Source organism: Bradyrhizobium sp. JR3.5, assembly GCF_054057015.1.
This window is the reverse complement of the sequence record NZ_JBSRYV010000002.1, coordinates 3,274,543-3,297,851: the sequence shown is the minus strand read 5'-3', so window position 1 is coordinate 3,297,851 and position 23,309 is coordinate 3,274,543. Positions and strand designations below refer to the sequence as shown.

The following is a 23,309-nucleotide window of genomic DNA, read 5'->3' as shown; positions in this document are numbered from 1 at the left end:
GAGAGAGAGACCGTTCAGATTGAGCTGCGCGTAACTTACCGCGTCCAAAAGCATGGAGACCTACCTATTCAGTGTTCGCTAGCTGAGCCAGCGAATCAGTATGCCAGCTTTTCGCGGAATGAGCCTGTTCGGAAGAATATGGGATGGAAAAATGCACAAGAACGCGACCGCATAGATTACGTTCACTTGCCATGTCGCACGCGCTTTTACCGTTTCATATGAAACTGTTGGACCGGGCCGACGACTACGCCGAGTAACGGCGTATGACTGCACATCACGATGACCGGCTAAACGAACTAGGCGCGACTCTGGCTGCCGGCCTCCAGCGTCTTCTGGAGCGAAAGTCCAGTCCTTTATCGCACCGCAGCGAAGAAAATCTGCTCGACTGTGGAGCGGTCGTTGAGGGTCATGTCCGGCAAAATAGCAAGGAAATGACCCTGTGAAGACCCACGTCCTGTCGCAGCTAGTGGCCCTGAAGAGCGCCCCTGTCGACGTTCTTAAAGCCCGCTGGCGCGAGCTCTTTGATACCGAGCCTCCCGCCTATAACCGGCGTTTCCTGGAGAACCGATTGGCCTTCCGTATCCAGGAATTGGCTTACGGCGGGCTCAGCCGCGAGACTCAAGACCGCCTGAAGGCCATGGCTAAGCAATATGCCAATCAGGAGCCAACTGAGCGCAAAGCCCGGCCTGCCTTGCGCCCAATCGCCGGAACTAGGCTGATCCGGGAATGGCAGGGCGTGGAGTATAGCGTGACGGTCCGCTTGAACGACTTCGAGTATCTTGGTCGGCCCTACAAGTCCCTCTCCTCGGTCGCCCGCGAGATCACAGGCACCAAATGGAATGGCTGGGTCTTTTTTGGCCTTAAGAACACTCTGGACCGCAGATGACCCTCCGCCATCGCCCTCAAAGCGGCGCAAAGCGCTCAAGCGGCCTGTTTGATGTCAGCGCAAGCCCGGGCGCTGTACGTAAAACGCGATGCGCCATCTACACTCGCAAGTCGAGTGAGGAAGGGCTCGACATGGACTTCAACTCACTCGACGCGCAGCGGGAGTCCTGCGAGGCCTACATCACGAGCCAAAGAGCCGAGGGCTGGGCACCAGTTTCAGACCGCTACGACGATGGTGGCTTCTCGGGAGGAAGGTTAGAGCGACCCGCCCTCAAGCGACTCCTGGCGGACGTCAAAGCCGGGAAGATTGATGTCATCGTGGTCTATAAGATCGACCGCCTCTCTCGCTCAATGCTCGATTTCCTCCAGCTGGTCGAGCTGTTCGAACAGCACGGCGTGACATTTGTCTCCGTGACTCAGTCCTTCAATACCAAGGACGCCATGGGCCGCATGGCGTTGAACATCCTGATCACGTTTGCGCAGTTCGAGCGAGAAGTGATCGGCGAGCGCATCCGCGACAAGGTCGCGGCGTCCCGTAAGCGCGGCAAGTGGATGGGAGGCTGGACGCCCCTCGGCTACGAAGTCCGCGACCGCAAGCTGCTCATCCACGAGCCGGACGCTGAATGCGTGCGATCGATCTTTCGACGATTTGTCCAGCTTAAGTCTGCAACGCTGCTCGCTCGCGAACTCGTCGCCGCCGACGCAAGAAACCGATATGGCCACCTGCTGGACAAGGGTGTCCTGTACAAAATCCTCCACAACCGGGTCTATATCGGCGAAGCCGTGCATAAGGGGACATCGTATCCCGGCGAGCACGAAGCGATTATCGATCGCAAGCTCTGGGACCAGGTCCACGGCATCTTAAAGGAGAGCCCCCGCAAGCGAGCAAATAACGCTCGTGCGCGATCGCCAGCACTGCTGAGAGGTCTCCTCTTTGCTCCTGACGGAGCAGCCATGACGCCAACCAACACACGGAAATCTGGTCGGCTCTACCGCTACTACATTAGCCAGACAGCTCTAAAGCAGGGCAGGTCCGACTGTCCGGTCAGAATGGTGCCGGCTGCCGAGATCGAGCGGATCGTCGTCGATCAAGTTCGGCTCCTCCTTCAAACGCCTGAAGTCATCGTTCAGACCTGGCGTGCAGCGCGCAAGCAGCGCAAGGACGTCAATGAGAAGGATGTCCGCGACGCGCTTCTCGGGTTTGACGAGCTATGGAATGAGTTGTTTCCAGCAGAGCAAGCTCGCATCGTTGAATTGCTCGTTGAGCGCGCCGATCTTGGGCCGGATAGGCTGGATATCACGCTCAAGGTTGAGGGACTAACCTCACTCACCACCCAATTCAATACGCAACCAGCCCTGCAACAGGCTGCAGAATGACGCGCCCCGCTCCTATTACCATCGGCTCACCCGGCCGCCCCAAATTGAGCCGTGATGGCCACACTATTGTTGTGAGCATACCGATTTCGCTGCGCCGACAGGGAGGCCGGAAGCGCGTTGTTACCCCGGCCGACTCATCGCCCTGGTCGCCTGCTCCAGCGCGGATCGACAACACTATGATCAAGGCGCTCGTTCGTGCCCATCGATGGCGCGGCATGCTCGAGTCAAATCTATTTACTTCAGTCCGCGACTTGGCAAAGGCTGAGAAAATAAACGAATCCTACCTCTGCCGTGTGCTCCGGCTGACGCTACTCTCGCCAACGCTCACAGAAGCAATTCTCAACGGCCGACAACCGGTCGGGCTGGACCTGGCAACTTTGCTCAAGTCGCTTCCAGTCGAGTGGGATCAGCAAGAAGCTCTCTTGCAACAAATGACGGCGAGCGGCTAGCTAGACGAGAGCCATTCTATGCTGCACGACGATTTGCAGCGATTGCAATGCGCAGGTTGACCGAAAGTGCCGGTCAATTGCCAATCTTGGGACTCATTGCTCCATTGGATGGTCGCGTGACAAACAATGTCATCTGAGCCGCAACATCCGCACACCGGCGTGTATCTATGAGCCGGATCCGCGCGCTGGCTAGGTGTTTCTGCGAGCAGATTAAAGGGGTTGATCAGTAGTGTCCGCCGCATGCGGCCGGTCCCGGGCGTGTGAGCACGCTGCTAACTTACATCCGTCGGCTCCTTTCGAAACCCCGAACCTCATTGTGCGATGCAATCGTGCACTGTTTACGAAGATCGCCACCCGTCCGATGCACGATCGAGGCGTGCGGTATCACGCGCCGGCTCGTTCACGCTCGCGTGCGATGAACTTGCCGGGATTAGTTTAGGCGGTACAGAGAGAAGTTTAAGAGCGACGCAAACGCCACCCAGGCCGCGTAGGGGAAAAATAAAAGCGCAGCGAGCCGATTGGCCTGCCATTGCAGGACTATAAAAAGCAGTATCAAACCCAGCAGCAGAACAATGACCGAAAGTCCCATAGCCAGGTTGTGCAATCGGAAGACGATGGGAGACCAAAGAAAATTAAGTGCCATCTGTCCGAGCCAAACTTGCAAGGCGAGGCCATTAATCTCCTGTAGGTAGGTACGCCATCCGGCGATTGCGATCATCACGTACAGAATGGTCCAGGTTGAGCGCGAACACCCAGTTTGGAGGATTGAATGACGGCTTCTGCAGCGCAGCGTACCATGCGCCCGGCAAGTTGGTTGCGCCGATCAGCCAACCAACACCCACAACGGCTACAAGAAAGATGAGCAGACTTCGATTTCGTGCCTTCATGAGCCGATATTGCACGTTCAGCAACGGTCAGGAATAGGACAATACAGACATCGACGGGTCAATTATCCCGGGGGCACCATTCGCGGCGTCACCCGACGGCACGCTAAGTTACTCGGGGGGCAGATAATGTGCCCGCGAGCCGGCGAAATTTGCAAGAGGAACCATCGAGATCGACGTCTGTTTCTGACTCCTATGAGTGAGCTGTTGCCAATCCTCGTGGAGAAGTCGATTCAGATCGCCTGGGACTTCCTTGAGCGCTCCGGCGAAATCACAGATCCTGGCGACGCGAGTCGCTTCCTTCTTCGCAACATCGACGACATGGCGCGGGCTGGTGAGCATCGGCCACTGATGCTAGCAAACCATGCCATCGACGCATATCGGCGCTACAAGCGCCTGCTCGCGGCATGATCAATCCCAATTGTCCGATCTGCGGGGGTTTGGGCTGGGTCTGCGAAAACCATCCGCATTTGCCGTGGACGAAGGATCCGCGTGGTTGCCAGTGTGGCGCAGGGATGAGGTGCGCGTGCAACAGCTCCGACGACATTGATGTAGGCGTTGAGAAGCCCGATGTGAGCGGGGTCCTCGAGGAGAACCCGCCTACCAAGAATTAGCGCCGCGACTTCTTGCGGCGGTTGTACGGTGAGCGGTTTATCGGCCGCAGCGAGATGCCCTCCCGATGCGCTTTGCTCGCGATCGAGCCCTTCGGCCTCTGCATCTGTAGGCTAATGACGCCTGTTGGGGTGTTCGCTCTCGCCAGCGACCGAAGCTGTCTGACTTCTTTATCCGTCCAGGGCTGGCGCGAACGGCGCTTGTACTTTGGGTTGGCTTTGCGTGGGCCCTCCTTGCCGATGGGTAAGCCCGTCGCTTCCATGCTGCTTTTGCCATGGGGCACCTCCTGATCGGATGAACACACGAAGCAGGCCACCAGTTCCTACTTAGGAACGTAGCGCCCGAGCCGCAGTTGTTTGAAAATGAACAGCCTTACGAAGAAAGATCAATTCGAGCGCTCAAAAATCGATCTGCACGCGCCTGATCAAATGAAATGCTGGGCTCATGCGCTCGGTGTTTCAAAGGAAGAGCTTCGTAAGGTCGTCGATAAAGTCGGGAATTCCGCCGCGGCCGTCCGCAAGGAGCTGGAGGCAAATCGTGACGAGAGAACAAGAAGTGAGCGCTGAATGTGCACGGGAGGCGCGAAGGCAGGCCGCGCTTCTGCCGCCTGGTCCAGTCAGAGACGCGCTGCTGGAAAAGGCTCGCCAGTACGAATTGGCCCTACAGACTGTTTTGCATCACGATGCCAAAGAACCGCCCCTGGGATGCCGCTGAAGACGACCTTCTGCATAAGCTCATCACGGAAGGTCGCTACGCTGTCGACATCGCCGTCGAGATGAGCCGCAGCGAATCAGCGGTACGGCTCAGAGCCAAGGTTCTAGGTCTAAACTTTGCCACGGCGCCGCGCGGCCCAAGGCCGAGATAACGCGGGTCGTCCCAGCCGAATGCTGGGAAGACCCGCAAGCCGGCTACTTGGCCCTAGTCGAGCCGCCCGACTTCATTCCAGTGTTGGCCCCTGTCGTCTGACCGGGAGCGTATCCCGAGGCGCCGGGGCTGCCAGCCTTCGAGCCTCTTGCCTGCATTTCCTGTCCAGGCGCATAGCCTGAGGCGCCAGGGCTTCCCTTCTTGGAGCCCCTGTCTTGCATCTCATGACCCGGAGATTTGCTCGAGACGCCTTGTGCGAAAACGGCGGTGCTCGAAGCCATCAGGCATGCTGCAGAAAGTGCGATGATTGTGCGCTTCATTTTGTCCTCCAGAGTGAGCCCCGCCAACCAACCACCCGATCCGAACGACGTTCCATGAATGTTGCTCATCAGGCTCTTGGTCGACGCCATCGCAAGAGTGCGCCGAACTCTGCTCGGCTCCGGACGCAGCGGCCGTGAACCGGAGGTGAACGCTCCGTTCAGCGGGCATTCCAACACGCAACTGATAATCTGTCGGGTTATTAGTCGAAAAGGGTGGAGACTCATAGGATGAAACGGCTTCTCGCAATCGCATTTATTGGCTGTGCTTTTTCGCTCACGCCAATCTTGTCGGCATCGGCCATGCCGATGGCAACGCCACATACGTTGGGTAGCACGGACGATGGCGTTATACAGGTCAGAGGCGGCCATGGGCATGGGCACGGGCACGGGTGGGGCCATCACGGTGGGCGCGGCCATCACTACGGTTGGGGCCACGGTCGCCACTATGGCTGGCACCGGGGCCATCACTACGGTTGGCGGCATCATCACCGCCATTGGTGGTGACGTCCTGAATCGATGGGAGAGGCCGCATTTGATGCGCATGCGGTCTCTCTTTGGCCTCCGATCGTGGGATGTTGCGTCGCGCCTGTCTACGGCCGCGTCACGACAGCCGACCACCTGAAACCATGTGCAATTGAATTGTCCCGGAGCACGAGCCTTTCCGGCGGTCCGGATTCGCGCATCGAATGTTATGGAATGAAGGGTAGGTATCGGACAGTTCAATCCTGTCCGGCAGCACCAGTGATTCCACTGAAAGATCAATTGCCTATTGAAGAGATTGAGGTTTGCGCCGCTCCTGATGCACAGGGGTGCTGCATCTATGGTTCTGAGAATGGCCTGCCCAACAAGAATCGGTTCCGACAACTGGTACTATCGCCGAACGATCCCCCGCAGGCGTTATACCAATCCTAGAGAGGCTGCTGAAGGGGCGCCAACCGCGCTGCTGGTATAAGCAGCACATCAGCATCTCTCTCGGCACCGCTGACCGCACCGCCGCCAGGGCGAAATGCGCTGAGGTCGCTTCCGCCGTTGAGCGACAACTCAAGGCACTCCGTGAAAGCCCCAAACCTCTCACAGCCAAGCAGATCGCCGCGTCGTCAGGCATCGTCTACCGAGCTTTCGCAGAAGGGCTGGAGAACAACCCCGGCTTGAGGGTCGAAGGCTGGCTCGAAATTGCCGAGGCAAACGAAGCAGCCAGGCGAGGCAACCCTCTCCTCATCGCCAAGAGCGATGCGGAGCGGCGCGAGTTCTCCATGGAGCAGCGCTTCGGCGGACTAGCCCGTCTTATTCATGATTGCCGGGCGGGGCAGCTGGAACATTTCCGGTCGGGGTGAAGGCGCGGGCGAACGCTTCGGCTTTTTCGCCGCTTTTCGACCCGACTTCGTGAACGCGTTGGAGGACGGCAGCGGGGTGACCGGGGGCTCATGCCCCGCGCGTCAGGGTGCTTGCGGGACCAGAGCGTTTGCCAAGCCGCGGAACAGGTCGGCGTCGGGGCACGCCGCAGCGAAGGCGAGACGGACGCGGGTGGCGGTCTCGATGACGCGGGCTGCGATCTTGAGAGAAGCCTGAGCCTGATCGTGTTGAACTCGGCCGTTGCCAGATCGCGCGGCTTTGGGATGGCATCGCGCACGGCGAGGATGAGCCAATAGGCGGCGGTGTGGAAGACGAGGCGGACCTGGTTGGCGAGCGCCGAGCGGCAACTGGTGCGATCGGAGGCGAGCTGGGTCTTGTGCAGCTTGATCAGGTTCTCGGCCTGTCCGCGAGCGCAATAGAGGCTGTCATAGATCCACTCAGCCGAGCCGATATCCAGGCTGGTGACGACGTAGCGGACGTCGAGCCCTTGTTGGGTTGCCTCGATGCGGGCGACGACGCGGCGCTCACGATGCCAGGAGCCGGCCGCGTGGCGGGTCTCGGTGTAGCCGCGAACCACGATCTTGTTCTCGATCGCACGTTCGGTTCGAAATGCATCACAGACCTCGTCGACCTTTCTGGCGAGCGGCTTCGTGCCGGCTAGCGCGAAGATGTAATCGACGCCGTTTTGCTCGCAAAAAGTCATCGCCTCGGGGGCCGGCGTAATGGCTGTCGCCGCGGAAGGTGATACGCGTATCGGGCCAGCGCCGGCGAATGCGCCGAACCAGGCGGCGCAGGTGTGCCCGCACCTCGCGGCCGCTCGGCGTCTTGCCGGGGCGCAGGATGACCGCAACAGGCCGGCTGTGCTCGGTGTCGTAGACGTGGATCGGCAGGAAGCAGTGTTCATCATAATGGGCGTTGAACAGCGAGAGTTGCTGACGGCCATGCACCACGTCGACCGTGTCGTCGATGTCGAGCGTGATTGCGCTCGGCGCTCGCGCGTAGCTGTCCATCCATAGGTCAACCAGCACAGAGCTCAGCCGGATCACCTCGCGCAGGTGTGGTGCATTCTCCAGGCGCGATAGGGTCGGCTGCGAACACAGATCCCGGCCAGTGTCCGGCAGTCGGCCGCAAGCCAGCTTGAACGCCGGATCGCCGCGTAAACGATCGAGATCATTGCCATCCTCGTAGCCACACGCGATGGCGAAGATGCGGGCGCGGATCATATCCGCAAGGCTGTGCACGATGCGTCCCGGATCGCGCCGCTCGGGGAATACGCAGGACAACTTCGCGGCCAAGCCGAGGCGCCGGTCCGCCATGGCCAGAAGCATGACGCCGCCATCCGACGTCAGCTTGCCGCCGTCGAACGAGGCTGTGATCTTCTTGCGGGAAACGGCTGGAAATGAGAACGGCAGACTCGTATCGTCGGTCATGGCGAGTGTGGCGGCCCGGATGCGCGGAGGGTGGGTGTCAGCAACCGAATCCTACGCCATCTCAGCGGCTTACGCCACGCTCGCCAGCCTCTCAACAAGCCGCTGATGAATAAGACGGGCTAGGACGCCACACTGACGCGAGAGGGTATCTGTTCTGCGATGTCGACAAGGATGGCACAGCCGCAGGACCGGCTGAGGGTGTCTACAGCCGCATACGCAAGGCGGTGCGACAGGCGGTCTCCGATCCTATGGTCCTTCCAAATCATGGGTGGCGGTATACCTTCAAGACCTACGGTCACGAGGCTGGACTGAACGAGCTGACCTTGACGCCATCTGCGGACACTCCGCGAGAACGAAGGGCGAGGACTACACGAAGGTCACTTTGAAAAAACGCATGGAAGCCATGGCCTCGTTCCCCCGATACAGGCTCGCTAACCCAGGGCGATCGCCAACCGCGCAACAGTCCCGAGATCATCGGCGGTCAAGCACCTCGAGAACCCGCGCCAGCGCATCCGGATCGACGTGTGCATCCACCCGGATGCGTCGTCGGTAGCCAAGATCGATCTCGATCAATCCAGTACGCGCGGCTGCCACGGAGCGCACTCGGCCGTCACCCGCAGGCAAAAGCTTCGGAGTTTCCTCCACTTCCGTAGCGACGATCTGCACCGGCGCAAAGGAAGGTACAAGCTGCTCTGATGTCCGTGCTTGTCGACGCCAGGTAAACACCAGGCTGGCCGCTACTCCGTTGCGACGCGCAACCTCTGTCACCTTCGCGCCCGGCGCCAACGTCTCCTCGACAATCCGCGCCTTGTCATCCTGCGACCAGCGCCGCCGCCGCTCCAGCTCGCCCCAAACTTCGACCCGCATCGCCTGATGACCTTAAAGCTAGACTTAAGGTCACACGCTTCGCGAATTACCACGCGTCACGCAAGACGGCGCCCGTCGGATGCGTACCCCTCGCACGCGCGCTCGAACCACTTGATCGCGGCCGCGACATCGCGCGTCACGCCGTTGCCGTTGAGATAGAACACCGCTATTAAAATGACCGAGCAGTCTTTTCGACTGCTTTGAATATTCCCTTGGACTGGTCGAAATGTTCGGACCAAACCATCTTGAGCCCTCGGCTCGCGCACGTCTTATCGTACTGCTCCAAGTTTTTGAGAAGCCGCTTTCTGGTTTCAGGTGAGTACATGAAGCGCGGCCGCGAGGATTGCTGAAAGAAGCTGTTCTTCCAAGCCTGATCCTCAGCTAGACGTTCGACCAAATCGTTGAAGAGAAGCCATAGCTGCGAGAAGAGCTCGTTGCTCTTGGGCGTTGGGTCCTCCCGCTCCACCACACGTGCAATTGCATCGTACTCGAGCCGCTCGAACAACGGTTTAAGATCGGATTTCGCGAGAAGTTTGGGAGCTAAAGTGTAAAGATCGGTTCTCAAACTGCGAAAAAGAACAAACCCGCAAAGTTCGGTGAAAAGCATCGGGGCGGCAGATCGTATCAAGCCAGCCAACCAAAGCGGATCGTCGTTGAGCCGCAGGTCCTGCTCTTCACGAGTTTTCCCTTCCAGATTTAGCCTTGCGATGCACTGCCTACGATGATCTCTGCTGCTGGGGATGAGAGAGTTTGCGAGACCATAGGTGAGATGACTAATCAACAGAGCAGCGACGGCCGGAGCATCAGGGGCCGCATCGTCGTCGATCTTAGAACTAGACCATTGGAAGTCGTAATCAAACCCGTGTCGGCTGATGCGTACTTTGAAAACGCGATCATAAAATCGGTCTGATACGAAGAAGTCTCGTCGCCGCTGAACCGCCTCGTTCACGAACCCGCAAAACGAAAGCCAAGTCTGCATTAGGTCCTGATTGTCGATCAGCCGCGTAAGTGGCCTTCCTACGCCATTGCGGACTTGGAACGCTTGCTTTCTTTTGTTTTTTAGCGTCGGCCAGCTAACCTCATCCTGCGCAAAAGCTTCCCAAGCAAATTGCTTACGCTCGTAGAACCAACCCGTTTCCGCGAAGGCGCGTTCAAAAACGATTTGCTCGTCATCGTTCGACCGCAGATTACGCGGCTCCATCGGATTCTGGTTGTTGGTCGCCTTGACAAGTGTCGGTACGGAAATCTTGTCCTTTATATACAGCCTCACCAGGACGTGGCAGTCGTTCGCGAAGACGTCTTTGAGATCTATTGACAGCGAAGTAAATGTGGAGGCAAGGGTGCTGACCGTTTGCAGGCCATTCACAATGCCCGGCTTTTTCACCCTTATGGCGTTGGAGCTTTTGCTTCGCGCTTCACAAACGATTGTAACGCCGTTGTTGAGATGCTTGAAGTCCTTGATGCCTTTTTGAGTTCTTACTTGTGCTGCGATTTCCCTGTTGACGGACGATTTCTTTATTTCACATCGCACGTTCGGCTCGAAGATGCGGTAGCCGAATCGGAGATATGCATCAACAAGGTCGATGGCGCGAGTATAGAAGATCATCCCGGTTCGATCCGAAATGATCGGCCCTTCTATACGTAGATTGATATTGTCATCGTTACGCCCACGGCTGTCCTTCCAATTCACATTTTGTGTTTTCCATCGGATCGCAAGGAAGTCGTCCAGAAGGAGCAGTCGAAGGTCAACCAAGACATCTGTGCCGCAGACACTCAAGACTTGAAGTTGGTCTTTGAGGCTTTCGATCTCCTCGGAGGCCTGCGCCGTAAGCCCTCTAGAAAGCACCGCGAGCGTAATCGTGATCGTAAACGTTCTCGGTTCAGGATTAGCTTCAGCTTGGACCGCCTGCTCAGCTTGTTGGAATGTCCGCGCAGCGCCCTGAAGCTGCTTTAAGAACCTTTTGACATGTCTGTTTGCTTCTTGATGCGGCTCATCCGCAGTCGTGAGCAAAGCAGCAATTCGGCTTATGTCGGACAAAAAGGCCGGACCGGCGGGCGTCTCTACGGCACTTGGGTCGGCTAGAAAGTCTTGGGATTTGAATTGGTAGATTTCGAGTGCGTCGTTTGCAAACCGATAGCAATCTAAGCCGCGATCTCCAGCGCCATCGGTATGATATGTCTCATCGTCAGTCCCGACCCCAATCCACTCCAGCGCTTGCTGCCGGAATGCCACATTGTGCGCAAGCCCTTCGCTCTCTGCATAACGTGTTAGCTCTGCCAAGAGGCCCTCGAGCAAAATTGCCCGTTGAGGCTGCGGGTATTCTGGTTGCATCGTATGTCCCCAAAACCGGAGCAGAATAGCGAACGGCTGTCGCCTTGCAAACCGGCGACTTAGAAAACCCGTTCATGCCGCAACTGCGTTGAGCGCGATCTATCGAATGCATTCAAGTCTGCGTCAAACTGCATTCTCCTTCATTGCTAGCGCCCATTGAGGGCCTAACCGCCCTTCGGAAACCAACAACGACAGGTCGGCTCTGGAAGGGGGCCAGCGCAGGAATTGATTTGCGATCACCCATGCATTGTGAATCGATCTGTTGTGAAAGCTCTTCTTGAAGGAAGCTATGCGCAGTTTAGAGGTGGTCCGGCTCCTACAGATTGGGCAATCGCATCGCATCAAATCATCCGCGTCACTTTTGTCTAACACCTTGCGGACTGCCCGCTCGTCTCCACGCCGAGCGACAATGCGTTGACTCTTCAGCGGCAGAAATACGGAGCCAAACCCCGCGGCCTGTCGCCAGCCAATCGAATCCGCGGAGTCGGCACCAAACGCAACCATCGCTGGAAACGTGCGAGTGCCGCCTGCTCCGAAAACGTGAATTTTTGAGTGGTTAAATCGTAAGCTCACCGAACGGAGGCACATCGCAATAAAAGCTTCTGTACTGTCGCCCCAATCGGCGAGCAGCCTGCGCTTCTGCAGCAAGGGAACAACGCCTCCGATTCCAACCCATCTCGGTCTAGGAGATATTGACGCGATCAAGTCTATACAACACTCCACCTCCCGTCGTGTTCGGCCATGAACTACGGGCATAATGATTTTATCGGGAAAACGCTCGAGCAGGCGTTCATAGTTGTCCGCCGATTGTCGAATCTTCCGGATTCTATCCCGCGCACAATCTGTCCTATGTGGTGGGATGTCGAGCGTTACAAAGATATCAGCCTGTATGTCTCGAATGGCATCTCCGACGTGACGAAGGGACCATTTCGCCGACGGATTCATCGATAAGGCAAAACCGCCAGAGTCGACCATCAACGGACCGTTTAGCCCCAGCTTCACTCTCAAGTTTGCATTCAGATGAGTCTTGCGAAGAGAGGGCCGCCTAATTGCACAGCCGAGACTTGTCAGAAAAGGCAGCGATTGCAGTTCTTGATAATTCGAGCAGATGCTACTCGTATCGACGCTCTGACCGAGCCAAACTTTGACTTCCTTTAAATAACTCACGTGCGGCCCGTTGAAGCGGGGGCACTGAGCCCGACCCTGGACTCGAAGCCGAACTTAAAATCTGAAAGACCGCTCGGGGGCTGCCCATAGTCAGTAAGTGCGTATTGGTCGAATTGGTCCCGTTCAAAGCCTTCCAGAAGGTATGGTTTCTTCAAGATCGCATCAACCAATGTACCAGCCGGCGGCAGGAGGGCGACGTCTGACGACGTCAGGGATGTAAAATGGAAAACTGAACACGCCTCTCTCGGAAGACTGTGCCACCGTATAGCATCGACGTAATGATGATCGCCAAGAAAGTTGAAGATGTTCACTCTGCGACCGCCACTCCAAGAGTGGCGCACGTAGGAGATCAGCGTACTTGTATATAGCTCTAACCACTGCGACTTCACGTCCAACCCATATTCCTTGTGAGTATCCGATAAATGAACGTCGTAGTTTTGAATGAACTCGTCGGGTTCGATCAGCCCGTAAAGTCCGGACATAATCAAAACCTTCACTTGAGGAGTGTTGCGGAAGTAGCTTTCCCAACCGTCTTTGGAGATTCTTCCGTACAGACGGCCAGAGTATCGTTCACACGCTGGAAGATATTCGCCAGCGGTTGTTGCAACGCCTCCTAGATCGAGGCCGTGAACAAGCCTTGCATTTGCAGGCTGATGGGATCGGTTACCGCCCCTTTCAAAATTGTCTACAAGCTTTCCGTCCTTCAAGACGGAATAGATGTAATTGCGCTTAGCCAAATAATCTTGCCGCAGAGTGGCTTCCGGCACCCAGCGAAGCGGTTGACCAGAATAGGCCCCACCTCCATCTTTCTTGCCATGTGAACAGGCAATCAGGATCAGGCGATCTGGAGGCCGCGTCTCGCTTGCTTGGGCCGCAGGCACTATGGTTGTACTCACGGGAGTCGAGGGTTTTACACTTTCACCGTTCTGGACACCGCGGATCGTGCTGACCAAAACGTCAGCAACGTACTCGGCGCTTTTTCGTCCCTCAGCGAAACCAGTGTGAGTGCCCGGCAGAACTCCAGCAGACTGATCGTCATCAGTAAAATTATCTTTTATATGCTTAGCGACCACTCGGTCTTCTTCGAGACCAAGATGGAATAATTTTGGTCGCGCTACTTTTCGCTTCTGCGCTTCTCGGATCGCAAGACGGTATTTGGCATAAAGCTCTTTCGGATTCGCGAGGGCTGCAACCTTCGGGTTTAGCCGTTTGAGCTGACGAAAAAACCAGTTTCCATAGGGCACTCCCTCCAAGGGACTCCCAGCAGTAATAACAGCCCTTATCCGCTGCAGAAGGTCATCCGGCCCCTCCACCAAGAGCTTCCGGCAAACTTCCCGTGCGACGAGCCCGCCTAAACTGTGACCGATCAGATAAATTGGGGAAGCGTCAGGAAACTTTGTGTTTAGATAGATGGTGAGGATTTGCGTTGCGCTGGTTTCGAGGTCCGCAGGACTAAGTTTTCTGGCACTATAAGTAGGATTGGCGACTTCAAAATCGCTGCCCAGAGACTTCGCCAGAAAGTCGGGCACAGCCGTCCAGCTCGTCTCGTCACCGCCCAAGCCGTGAAGAAAGATAACTAAGCCTGCCATACGTCCCCCGCCCCTCGAGCTTATTGCATAGTGGTATCGCCCCCCTACTGCAACCTCTTAGATGAGCACCTGGCTTACGCCTTTCGTTGCGCAAGCATACCGGCGCGGACGGATCGCTTAAACGGGAATGGATTTCACACTCGGCAATATTTTTGGTGCAAAAATTTGAGATCGTACTGCCCTGGCAAGCTAGCCCGTCTTATTCATGATTGCCGGGCGGGGCAGCTGGAACATTTCCGGTCGGGGTGAAGGCGCGCGCGAACGCTTCGGCTTTTTCGCCGCTTTTCGACCCGACTTCGTGAACGCGTTGGAGGACGGCAGCGGGGTGACCGGGGGCTCATGCCCCGCGCGTCAGGGTGCTTGCGGGACGAGAGCGTTTGCCAAGCCGCGGAACAGGTCGGCGTCGGGGCACGCCGCAGCGAAGGCAAGACGGACGCGGGTGGCGGTCTCGATGACGCGGGCTGCGATCTTGAGAAGCCTGAGCCTGATCGTGTTGAACTCGGCCGTTGCCAGATCGCGCGGCTTTGGGATGGCATCGCGCACGGCGAGGATGAGCCAATAGGCGGCGGTGTGGAAGACGAGGCGGACCTGGTTGGCGAGCGCCGAGCGGCAACTGGTGCGATCGGAGGCGAGCTGGGTCTTGTGCAGCTTGATCAGGTTCTCGGCCTGTCCGCGAGCGCAATAGAGGCTGTCATAGATCCACTCAGCCGAGCCGATATCCAGGCTGGTGACGACGTAGCGGACGTCGAGCCCTTGTTGGGTTGCCTCGATGCGGGCGACGACGCGGCGCTCACGATGCCAGGAGCCGGCCGCGTGGCGGGTCTCGGTGTAGCCGCGAACCACGATCTTGTTCTCGATCGCACGTTCGGTTCGAAATGCATCACAGACCTCGTCGACCTTTCTGGCGAGCGGCTTCGTGCCGGCTAGCGCGAAGATGTAATCGACGCCGTTTTGCTCGCAAAAAGTCATCGCCTCGGGGCCGGCGTAATGGCTGTCGCCGCGGAAGGTGATACGCGTATCGGGCCAGCGCCGGCGAATGCGCCGAACCAGGCGGCGCAGGTGTGCCCGCACCTCGCGGCCGCTCGGCGTCTTGCCGGGGCGCAGGATGACCGCAACAGGCCGGCTGTGCTCGGTGTCGTAGACGTGGATCGGCAGGAAGCAGTGTTCATCATAATGGGCGTTGAACAGCGAGAGTTGCTGACGGCCATGCACCACGTCGACCGTGTCGTCGATGTCGAGCGTGATTGCGCTCGGCGCTCGCGCGTAGCTGTCCATCCATAGGTCAACCAGCACAGAGCTCAGCCGGATCACCTCGCGCAGGTGTGGTGCATTCTCCAGGCGCGATAGGGTCGGCTGCGAACACAGATCCCGGCCAGTGTCCGGCAGTCGGCCGCAAGCCAGCTTGAACGCCGGATCGCCGCGTAAACGATCGAGATCATTGCCATCCTCGTAGCCACACGCGATGGCGAAGATGCGGGCGCGGATCATATCCGCAAGGCTGTGCACGATGCGTCCCGGATCGCGCCGCTCGGGGAATACGCAGGACAACTTCGCGGCCAAGCCGAGGCGCCGGTCCGCCATGGCCAGAAGCATGACGCCGCCATCCGACGTCAGCTTGCCGCCGTCGAACGAGGCTGTGATCTTCTTGCGGGAAACGGCTGGAAATGAGAACGGCAGACTCGTATCGTCGGTCATGGCGAGTGTGGCGGCCCGGATGCGCGGAGGGTGGGTGTCAGCAACCGAATCCTACGCCATCTCAGCGGCTTACGCCACGCTCGCCAGCCTCTCAACAAGCCGCTGATGAATAAGACGGGCTAGAGCAGTCCCCCTGGGGCGCGGCGTCCGCCCTTATTTTTCGCTGGCAATCGCCGCGCTTGCTCACTCTCTTCCCTCCAAGTCAATGCGGCTTGTTGTTAGCGAAAGAGCGGCGCTCTTTTCATCATCATCGAGGAGGTTCAGGTGACCGCTCCACAATTCCGAGTGCGCCCCGGTTGATGCGATTTAAGCGAAGAAAAAAATACGCGTCCATTCGGAAATACCCCACCGGCATGCTCACAAGGGTAAGCTGTAGTGATCACCGTACCTGCCGCGGTCCAGGCGTTGGTCGAGCGAGAAAGATTCAAACCGAGCCCTCAACAAAGGCTTTGTTTCCCGCAAAAATGTCGTACCGTACCGACTCTCGACGTTCTAGGATTCGGAGAAAAATGCATTCTCCAGGCCCATTCACGGCTCATTTTAAGTACAACCGGCATTCTCCGAATCAGAAAAACACACGAAAACGCCGCGTTTTTCGAGCCTGCCTCGGTGTCGAGGTACGAAGTTTTAGGGCAAAGTGGCGGAGGGAGGGAATCTAGGACGAAACTTACTCAGAGCCGCCAAGCTCTGCCGCCCATGTAACATATTGACATTGCTCAATCAAAGACGACCGCTTCCGGGGTATCGACCAGCACGGCACTCTTCGCATTCCGTCAGCATAAATTTGGCCACCGGATCGCCGGGAAAGGCAATAAGTACAGAGTGGTACGCCCGCTGCGCTGCAGCAACATCACCAGCCTCGAAATATTGCGAGGCTAGCCTCGTCATTGCACAGAGCTGCTCGTCCCGGTCGCGAGCCCTCAGCTCCGCGTCGGAGCTGGTGCGCAAGGCAAGCAATTCAAAGATCATGAACTTGGTCTTGCGGCCCTTGACCTGAACTCGCTTCAAGGGCCGCGCCAATATCTCGGCTCCTACTTCGTCATAGATGCTGTCGCTGATGCAGATGGTTGTGCCAAACTGCTTGTTGATGCCTTCAAGTCGCGCCGCGACATTTACGCCATCCCCTAAAGCGGTGTAGCTCAACCGGGCCGAGGAGCCGACATTGCCGACCAATACGTTGGCACAATTGAGCCCGATCCGGATGCGGATTCGCGGCCGTCCTTCCGCTTCCCAGCTATCGTTCACCCGCTCCATGCGCCGTGCCGCTCGCAACGCGCCCGCGCAGGCGCGCAGAACATGGTCGGGGCACTGAATCGGAGCATTCCAGAACGCCATGACACCATCGCCAATGAATTTGTCGACGGTCCCGCCTTCTACCATGATCGCGCCGGAAACTTGCTCGAGATAGGTCGAGATCTGCACCAGCAAGTCTTCCGGGGCCAGGGTTTCCGAGTGTGTGGAGAAATTCTCCAGGTCGGAAAAGAACACGGTGAGGAACCGCGGCTCGACGCCCAGGGTCAGCGGAATGCCCGACTTGATGAGTTGGCGGACCACATCGAGCGGAACGAAGGAGGAAAACGATTTCAGCGAGTTGCGAAGCAGCGCAGCTGCGGATTCAAGCTTTGCGATTTCCCTGATGTTGGATGGCCGCGATGCCGGGACGTCGAACTGCAAACCTTCGATGGCTTGCAATTGCTGCGATACGTTTTCTACTGGCCGCGACAGCCGGCTGGCCGCGATATAGATGAAGAACAGCTCGATCGTGGTGAGGATGATGATGACCACCATGATCAACCGATTGGTCTCCTTCAACGTCCCCACGAAATCGTCGATTGGCGTCAAGGTGAGTACTTGCCACGGCTGGCCAAAGCCATCCGGGAAATTGGCGAAGGCCGCAATCAGATCCCGTCCGTTTGCAGGGGACCGAAAAACGAAGCGGTCGGTATCGGCACCGGCGTGTCGGCGAGAAGCCTCCCGGACATCCGGATCGTCGATATCGGTCAGGGTCGCGATCTTGAGTTTGCCCTTCTCGACGCGCACGCTCTTCTGCATATACGGAAAAGCAATGATCTCGCCGCTATTGCGGTCAGCGATCAGTGTGACGCTGTGCGCGCTGGCGCGGTGTTTGTCGAGAAACCGCGACAACACGTCCATGGTGATATTGGCCGTTGCGCAGCCGAGAAAATTGACGCCGCGGAAGATTGGAACACGCAAGTAGAGAATAGGGAATCCGGTGTCGGGATTGATTGCGGGCTCGGTCACCGCAAGGGTCCGTGTCGTCTTGGCCGTCTGATAGCCGGGTAAGGTCCTGATGTCCAAGTCGGTTGCAACATCGTACCCGCCGATTAAATGCGGCCAGACGTCAAAAAATTTGCGATGCCGAACCCGCGAGAGCGCAAAGGTGATCGCGTCGATATAGCTGGCGTGCCAATTTGCAGCCGCTGGAATACGGGGGTCGTTACGTCTGCGATCGTCGTCCATCCGGGTGACGACCCTATGATAACCATCCTCGAAACTGACATAGACGGCGTCGATATGCGCTGCCGAGGTCAGCGCGCGGTACAACAGATCATTGCTTTGCTCGATGCGGAAATAGCTGGGATCAGCGGCAGCCACCTCGGCGAGAAAGCGCAACGGGGTTTCGGTGCTGTCGATCAAGTTCTCGGCGCGCTCGACGCCGGAGCGGCTGGTCTGCGCGACCGCATCGTTCAGGATCGATACCATGCCGGCGGAATTCTTGTTGTAATTGTAGATCAGAATGAAAATGAGAATAGGAATGCTCAGGCAGATGAACAGCAACGACATGACAACACTCAGCCTCGGCCGCCCTATCGTGGCGACCGGCAGGAATGCTCCGAACCGGGCTAATGCCCTCCGCAGGGAGCGGCTTCGGTACAAAACCAGCGCCACAATGGCCAATCCGGCAACGACAAGCAAAACTGCGATCAGCCCGTGCTCTCCGATGTCGTCTTCGCTAGTCCACATCAGTCCCGCAGGCAGCGTATTGTCAGCCACCAACCCGAGCTTGTGATAGGTCGTGGCGATGAGTCGCCAATGGGCAGCATCCTGCTCACCGATCAGGCTGGGGCCCGGCCTGACTAGGGTATCCATGCGGGCAGCTTCGAACAGGAGGGCCTCGCGGCTCTTTTTTGCCGAATAGGCCTTAAGGATGAGATCGACCGTCGCGTCCTTATGCGCCAGCGCATATGCCCAGCCTTTCAGACTCGCGGTCCTGAATGCCGCCACACGTTCGGGGTGGGCCTTCACCTCGGCTTCGGAGGTGCACAGGTTGTCGCCGTAGAAATCGACCCCGTATGCCGCGGGCGAGAAGGTGCGATACGCGGCGCCGAGCTGTTCAAGGACGAATGGCTCGTTGGTGTTGTAGGCGACCATCGCGTCGGCCTTGCCGGCCAGGAGATCGCGTGGATCGCCCCGGTGGTCAATGCGCGGCATCGCCGCATAATCCACACCTTCGTGCTTCAACATGGCAGCGATTTCATCGCTGCCCGGCGTGTCCATCAGCGTGCGGCCCCGCAAGTCCGAGACGCTTCTGATGTCGGCCCGGCGCGGCACAAGAATGATCGCTGGGGACTGCTGGAAGATGACGGCCAGCACGACCAGGTGGACGGCCCATCACCCATTCGCGCAGGACGCTGGAGGTGCAGACGCCGAAATCCGCTTGGCCGCCGGCAACCGCTTCGGCGGCGTCGATATCGGGACCGCCCTCGCGGATCGTCACGTCGAGACCGGCGTTGCGGTAAAAGCCCTGCTCGACGGCTGCATAGTAGCCAGCGAACTGAAACTGGTGCTTCCATTTGAGCTGCAGGGACACCGGATCGAGCGCAACGGCAGGATACGATGCGAGCAGGAACAGGCAAACGGCTAAGGCCAGCTGTCTCAACATGGTCGGCTGCTGCGCAAACGCGGCGAGCGGCCAAGCTGCCGCTACGCCGCCCAAGCGTTTGATGAACTCGCGCTGTCGCATCTGACCCCACTGAGGACATGCCTTGCGCAATCCTCGAACTATAACAGCTTAGAGCCGCCCGCGGTAATAAATGGCAGCTACAGTCCCTCGCTGATCAGGTCTCATGTCGGGTTTGGGTCTTGGTCGTGTAAAAACGGCTCGAGAGGGACGTCAGTACTGGAGCAAAAGCCCGAGTGGGCCTCAGGCCGCGATCGCGGCTATCCGCGGCTTCATCGCGTCGTTTAGACAGCGCGTCGGTCATCCCTGGACAGCATTACAAGTGAAACGGGTGCAATCCTGATAAACGCCCCGACACTCGAAAGATGGTATTTGTTTCGTGGCGAGGCAGTCGCGATATCGCGCACGACAGGTATTCACGCATTGCCGCTTGGCGGTCTGAGCCGCCGCGAACACGCGTGAGGAGAGATCGGTGTCGCGTGCATCAAGTGGTCCCATATTAGCGACCGGCGAAAGTAATGACAGAAGCACTGCGCAGAGAGCGCAAACGGCGTTGTTCGATCTCATAACTTGTTTCCTCCCTGCACAACGCACCTGAATGATTGTCGGTTCGGTGATGGTGTCTCACCAGCATATGGCTCGTCGCAGCAATCGAGCGGCTTGCATTGTTGCTTCATTGATTGCACGGTTTGTTTGCTTCGCCCGCCACCGAAATTCTCTCGGCAGTGGTATGGTCTCTTTTGCAGACTGCAAGCAGGTCAGGCCACGGGACGCTCGTCATGACGGACGCCCTGGGCTTGGGCACCCGTCATGAACTTCAGCGTACCTACTTGGCGATGGCTGCCTGGGCTGCTGCGATTTTCGCTTTCACTGCATCGAGATTGAAGCTCGCGCCCCTTTGCATCGGCGGAAACTCGATCGCCGTCATGGCCAATTTTTCCACCTGCTGCTGGACAAACACGAAACGCCAGAACTCGTATTTGAACCAGTCGAAGTATTGCTGGGCACCCTCCTTGGTCCCGCTATTTGGCCAGCCGGTGCGCTCGAAGGGATCGAGGCGAAGGTTGATCAAATAGGGCACATCGGGCTTGGTTTTTTCACCCAGCCAGCCTCCAGGCTGGTCGATAAAACGATATTTGAAGTCGTCGATGCGCACGGCACCAAGCTCGCTTTCGCCGAAATAAAAGATTTCGTGCCGGTTCGACGGGCCCTTTCCGGTGATCATGTCCATCTGGTTATAGCCGTCCAGGTGACACTTATAGGTGGTGTCACCAATCTGTTTGCCCTTCTTCAGCTCTTCGGCGATGTTCGGGTTACCGGCTGCCGCGAGAAAGGTCGGAAACCAGTCCAGCCCGGAGATGATACCGTTCTCAACCATGCCGGCCGGCACCTTGCCCGGCCAGCGGATCATGCAGGGTACACGGAACCCACCTTCCAGGACTGTGCCCTTGCTCTGCGCGAACGGCGTCTGTCCACCGTCCGGCCAGGTAAAGACCTCGGTGCCATTATCGGTCGTGAAAACTACAATGGTATTGTCATCGACGCCCATGTCCTTGAGTTTCTGCATCACGATGCCGACGTCGTCATCGAGCTGCGCCATGCCGGCTTCATGGATGGTCCAGCCGTTCTTGGAATTGCGCAGCGCCTCGTATTTTGGCGACAGATGGGTGACGATGTGCATGCGGGTCGGATTGAGCCACAGGAAGAACGGCTTGTTGTCGGCCTTGGCCTTGTCGATGAACTTCAGGGCGAGGTCACGGATTTCGTCGTCGACGGTTTCCATCCGCTTGGGATAGAGCGTTCCGGCGTCCTCGATCCTCTGCTTGCCAACCTTGCCCCAGCGCGGATCCACGGTGGGATCGTCGACATTGGTCGCATAACAATGAAGCATGTTGCGCGGACCGACGGTGTTCAGTAGCTCCTGCGGATATCCCGGATGTGCTGGGTCCTCCATCGCGTCGAGGTGATAAAGATAGCCGAAGAATTCGTCGAAGCCGTGCACCGTCGGTAAAAATTCGTTCTTGTCTCCAAGGTGGTTCTTCCCGAACTGCCCGGTGGCATAGCCCATTCCCTTAAGTGCGGTAGCGATCGTTGCTGCCTGTGCGGGTATGCCTGTGGATGCGCCGGCCTGACCGACCGTGGTCATGCCGGTTCGAATCGGCAACTCGCCGGTGATGAAGTTGGCGCGCCCAGCCGTACAACTCGCCTCGGCGTAGTAGTCGGTGAACATCATGCCTTCAGCGGCGATCTTATCGAGGTTCGGGGTCCGGCCGGCCATGAGGCCCCGGTGATAGGCGCCGATGTTCCACATGCCGATATCGTCACCCATGATGACAACGATGTTGGGCCGCTGGCCGGTCGACGCAGGCGCCGCGGTCGGTTGTTGCGCTTCTGCGGGACTTGTCAGTCCGGCAGCCGAAAACGCCGAAGCTGCTACAAGAGAGCTACCGCTGAGCAGCAGATCGCGGCGTTTCAAACCTGTGCTGGATGACGTGGCGCTGGTCTCGGAATTTTCTGGAATCTTGTCGCTGCTCATGACGTACTCCTCTTCCTGACGATGCAACGGAAACCGACGTGGCTGGCCGACGTATCGATCGGCTCCGCATGGCGCGCGGCCGGACGATAACGGCGGCAGTAGTTGGGAGCGCAAAGATGCGAGCCGCCCTTCAGCACCTTGCGTGGAATCCTGATCTTCGGATCCCGTGGGTCGTAGCTTGCCGTCTCCGGACCACCGCGCGGGTTTTCCGGAATGCAACACGCCTTCGGCGCATCGGCCTCGTGCTTCGGCGAGTACCAATCGGTGGTCCACTCCCAAGCGTTGCCGATCATGTCGTGCACACCGTAACCATTGGCCGGGAACGCTGTGACCGGCGAAGTCCGCTCGAACCCGTCGGTCGCCAGATTCTCGTGCGGGAAGTTGCCCTGCCAGGTGTTCGCCATATGCTTCCCGCCGGGCATCAGTTCGTCGCCCCAGGCAAACTCAGCGCCATCCAAGCCACCGCGTGCGGCGAATTCCCATTCGGCCTCGGTCGGCAATTCCTTGCCGGCCCAATTTGCATAGGCTTCCACGTCACGATAGGCGACGTGCACGACCGGATGATCGTCGAGTCCGCGGAGGTTACTGTGCGGTCCATAGGGACGGCGCCAACTGGCCCCGAATCTAAACGTCCACCATTCGCCCCAATAGCGCAGGTCGACAGCTTGTCTTGGGCGGTGTGAAGACGAGGGAGCCGGCCTTCAGCATGTGCGGCAATGCGTTGGGATAGTCCTTTGCATCGGGTGTCAGCTCGGCGAAGGTCACGTAGCCGGTGGCGTTGATGAACTCCCGGAATTCAAGATTGGTGACGGGCGCTCGGTCTATCCAGAACCCGTCCACGACAACCCGGTGCGCCGGCGCCTCCTCCGGATAGTGCCCATCCGATCCCATGCGAAAAGCCCCGCCCGGAATATAAACCATTCCCTCGTCTACGGAGCGCTCGACCGCTTGCCCTCGGGCATTTTTCGTACTGGTGAAACTCATTACAAATCCCGACCCACAGCGACCATCAGATTGCCGCATCGCG

17 protein-coding genes and 2 pseudogenes are annotated in these 23,309 nt (G+C 58.1%); 6 read left to right on the top strand and 13 right to left on the bottom strand.

The genetic code is table 11. The features are described from left to right. Positions 1–439 precede the first annotated feature (439 nt). The 3 genes from ACVWW1_RS32655 to ACVWW1_RS32645 all read left to right on the top strand — a co-directional run bounded on the left by ACVWW1_RS32655 (position 440) and on the right by ACVWW1_RS32645 (position 2,711). Entirely contained in the window at positions 440–886 is a 447-nt protein-coding gene (locus ACVWW1_RS32655) for a DUF2924 domain-containing protein (RefSeq protein WP_456658711.1), read from the top strand. Next, positions 883–2,262 (top strand): recombinase family protein, encoded by a 1,380-nt coding sequence (locus ACVWW1_RS32650; RefSeq protein ID WP_456658710.1) that lies wholly within the window; start codon positions 883–885, stop codon positions 2,260–2,262. The genes ACVWW1_RS32655 and ACVWW1_RS32650 overlap by 4 nt, the downstream gene beginning before the upstream one ends. Positions 2,263–2,438: 176 nt before the next feature. Beyond that, positions 2,439–2,711, top strand: coding sequence for a hypothetical protein (locus ACVWW1_RS32645; protein WP_456658709.1), 273 nt, complete (start codon positions 2,439–2,441; stop codon positions 2,709–2,711). Positions 2,712–3,141: 430 nt separating this feature from the next. On the opposite strand, the pseudogene ACVWW1_RS32640 reads toward ACVWW1_RS32645, so the two are convergent. After that, positions 3,142–3,598 (bottom strand): annotated as a pseudogene (locus ACVWW1_RS32640) (TspO/MBR family protein). Positions 3,599–3,790: 192 nt separating this feature from the next. On the opposite strand from ACVWW1_RS32640, the gene ACVWW1_RS32635 reads away from it, so the two are divergent. From ACVWW1_RS32635 to ACVWW1_RS32625, 3 genes are all read left to right on the top strand, one after another. Then, positions 3,791–4,006, top strand: coding sequence for a hypothetical protein (locus ACVWW1_RS32635; RefSeq protein WP_456658708.1), 216 nt, complete (start codon positions 3,791–3,793; stop codon positions 4,004–4,006). Positions 4,007–4,569: 563 nt separating this feature from the next. After that, the gene (locus ACVWW1_RS32630) at positions 4,570–4,773 is read left to right on the top strand and encodes a DUF3606 domain-containing protein (protein WP_456658707.1); all 204 of its coding nucleotides are present in this window, start codon (positions 4,570–4,572) and stop codon (positions 4,771–4,773) included. Between the two features lie 1,766 nt (positions 4,774–6,539). Further along, on the top strand, positions 6,540–6,725 hold the full coding sequence (locus ACVWW1_RS32625) for a hypothetical protein (protein ID WP_456660853.1): 186 nt from the start codon (positions 6,540–6,542) through the stop codon (positions 6,723–6,725). Here ACVWW1_RS32625 and ACVWW1_RS32620 read toward each other — a convergent pair. From ACVWW1_RS32620 to ACVWW1_RS32565, 12 genes and pseudogenes are all read right to left on the bottom strand, one after another. Further along, entirely contained in the window at positions 6,680–7,447 is a 768-nt protein-coding gene (locus ACVWW1_RS32620) for a transposase (RefSeq protein ID WP_456658706.1), read from the bottom strand. The genes ACVWW1_RS32625 and ACVWW1_RS32620 overlap by 46 nt on opposite strands. After that, complete coding sequence (locus ACVWW1_RS32615; protein WP_456658705.1) at positions 7,359–8,174, bottom strand: IS1380 family transposase; 816 nt, start codon at positions 8,172–8,174, stop codon at positions 7,359–7,361. The genes ACVWW1_RS32620 and ACVWW1_RS32615 overlap by 89 nt, the downstream gene beginning before the upstream one ends. Positions 8,175–8,645: 471 nt before the next feature. Next, on the bottom strand, positions 8,646–9,041 hold the full coding sequence (gene tnpA / locus ACVWW1_RS32610) for an IS66-like element accessory protein TnpA (protein WP_456658704.1): 396 nt from the start codon (positions 9,039–9,041) through the stop codon (positions 8,646–8,648). Between the two features lie 56 nt (positions 9,042–9,097). Continuing rightward, positions 9,098–9,205 (bottom strand): SEL1-like repeat protein, encoded by a 108-nt coding sequence (locus tag ACVWW1_RS32605; protein WP_456658703.1) that lies wholly within the window; start codon positions 9,203–9,205, stop codon positions 9,098–9,100. 5 nt (positions 9,206–9,210) lie between these two features. Continuing rightward, the gene (locus tag ACVWW1_RS32600) at positions 9,211–11,373 is read right to left on the bottom strand and encodes an AIPR family protein (protein ID WP_456658702.1); all 2,163 of its coding nucleotides are present in this window, start codon (positions 11,371–11,373) and stop codon (positions 9,211–9,213) included. 123 nt (positions 11,374–11,496) lie between these two features. After that, complete coding sequence (locus ACVWW1_RS32595) at positions 11,497–12,540, bottom strand: hypothetical protein (protein WP_456658701.1); 1,044 nt, start codon at positions 12,538–12,540, stop codon at positions 11,497–11,499. Continuing rightward, the gene (gene yaaA, locus ACVWW1_RS32590) at positions 12,537–14,129 is read right to left on the bottom strand and encodes a peroxide stress protein YaaA (RefSeq protein WP_456658700.1); all 1,593 of its coding nucleotides are present in this window, start codon (positions 14,127–14,129) and stop codon (positions 12,537–12,539) included. Before yaaA ends, ACVWW1_RS32595 begins: the two co-directional genes overlap by 4 nt. 351 nt (positions 14,130–14,480) lie before the next feature. Beyond that, positions 14,481–15,824, bottom strand: coding sequence for an IS1380 family transposase (locus ACVWW1_RS32585; protein ID WP_176528776.1), 1,344 nt, complete (start codon positions 15,822–15,824; stop codon positions 14,481–14,483). Between the two features lie 720 nt (positions 15,825–16,544). After that, on the bottom strand, positions 16,545–19,439 hold the full coding sequence (locus ACVWW1_RS32580) for an ABC transporter substrate-binding protein (RefSeq protein ID WP_456658699.1): 2,895 nt from the start codon (positions 19,437–19,439) through the stop codon (positions 16,545–16,547). Continuing rightward, on the bottom strand, positions 19,321–19,728 hold the full coding sequence (locus tag ACVWW1_RS32575) for an ABC transporter substrate-binding protein (RefSeq protein ID WP_456658698.1): 408 nt from the start codon (positions 19,726–19,728) through the stop codon (positions 19,321–19,323). The genes ACVWW1_RS32580 and ACVWW1_RS32575 overlap by 119 nt, the downstream gene beginning before the upstream one ends. Positions 19,729–20,572: 844 nt before the next feature. After that, complete coding sequence (locus ACVWW1_RS32570) at positions 20,573–22,282, bottom strand: arylsulfatase (protein ID WP_456658697.1); 1,710 nt, start codon at positions 22,280–22,282, stop codon at positions 20,573–20,575. Next, positions 22,279–23,203 (bottom strand): annotated as a pseudogene (locus ACVWW1_RS32565) (formylglycine-generating enzyme family protein). The gene ACVWW1_RS32570 and the pseudogene ACVWW1_RS32565 overlap by 4 nt, the downstream one beginning before the upstream one ends. Positions 23,204–23,309: the final 106 nt, after the last annotated feature.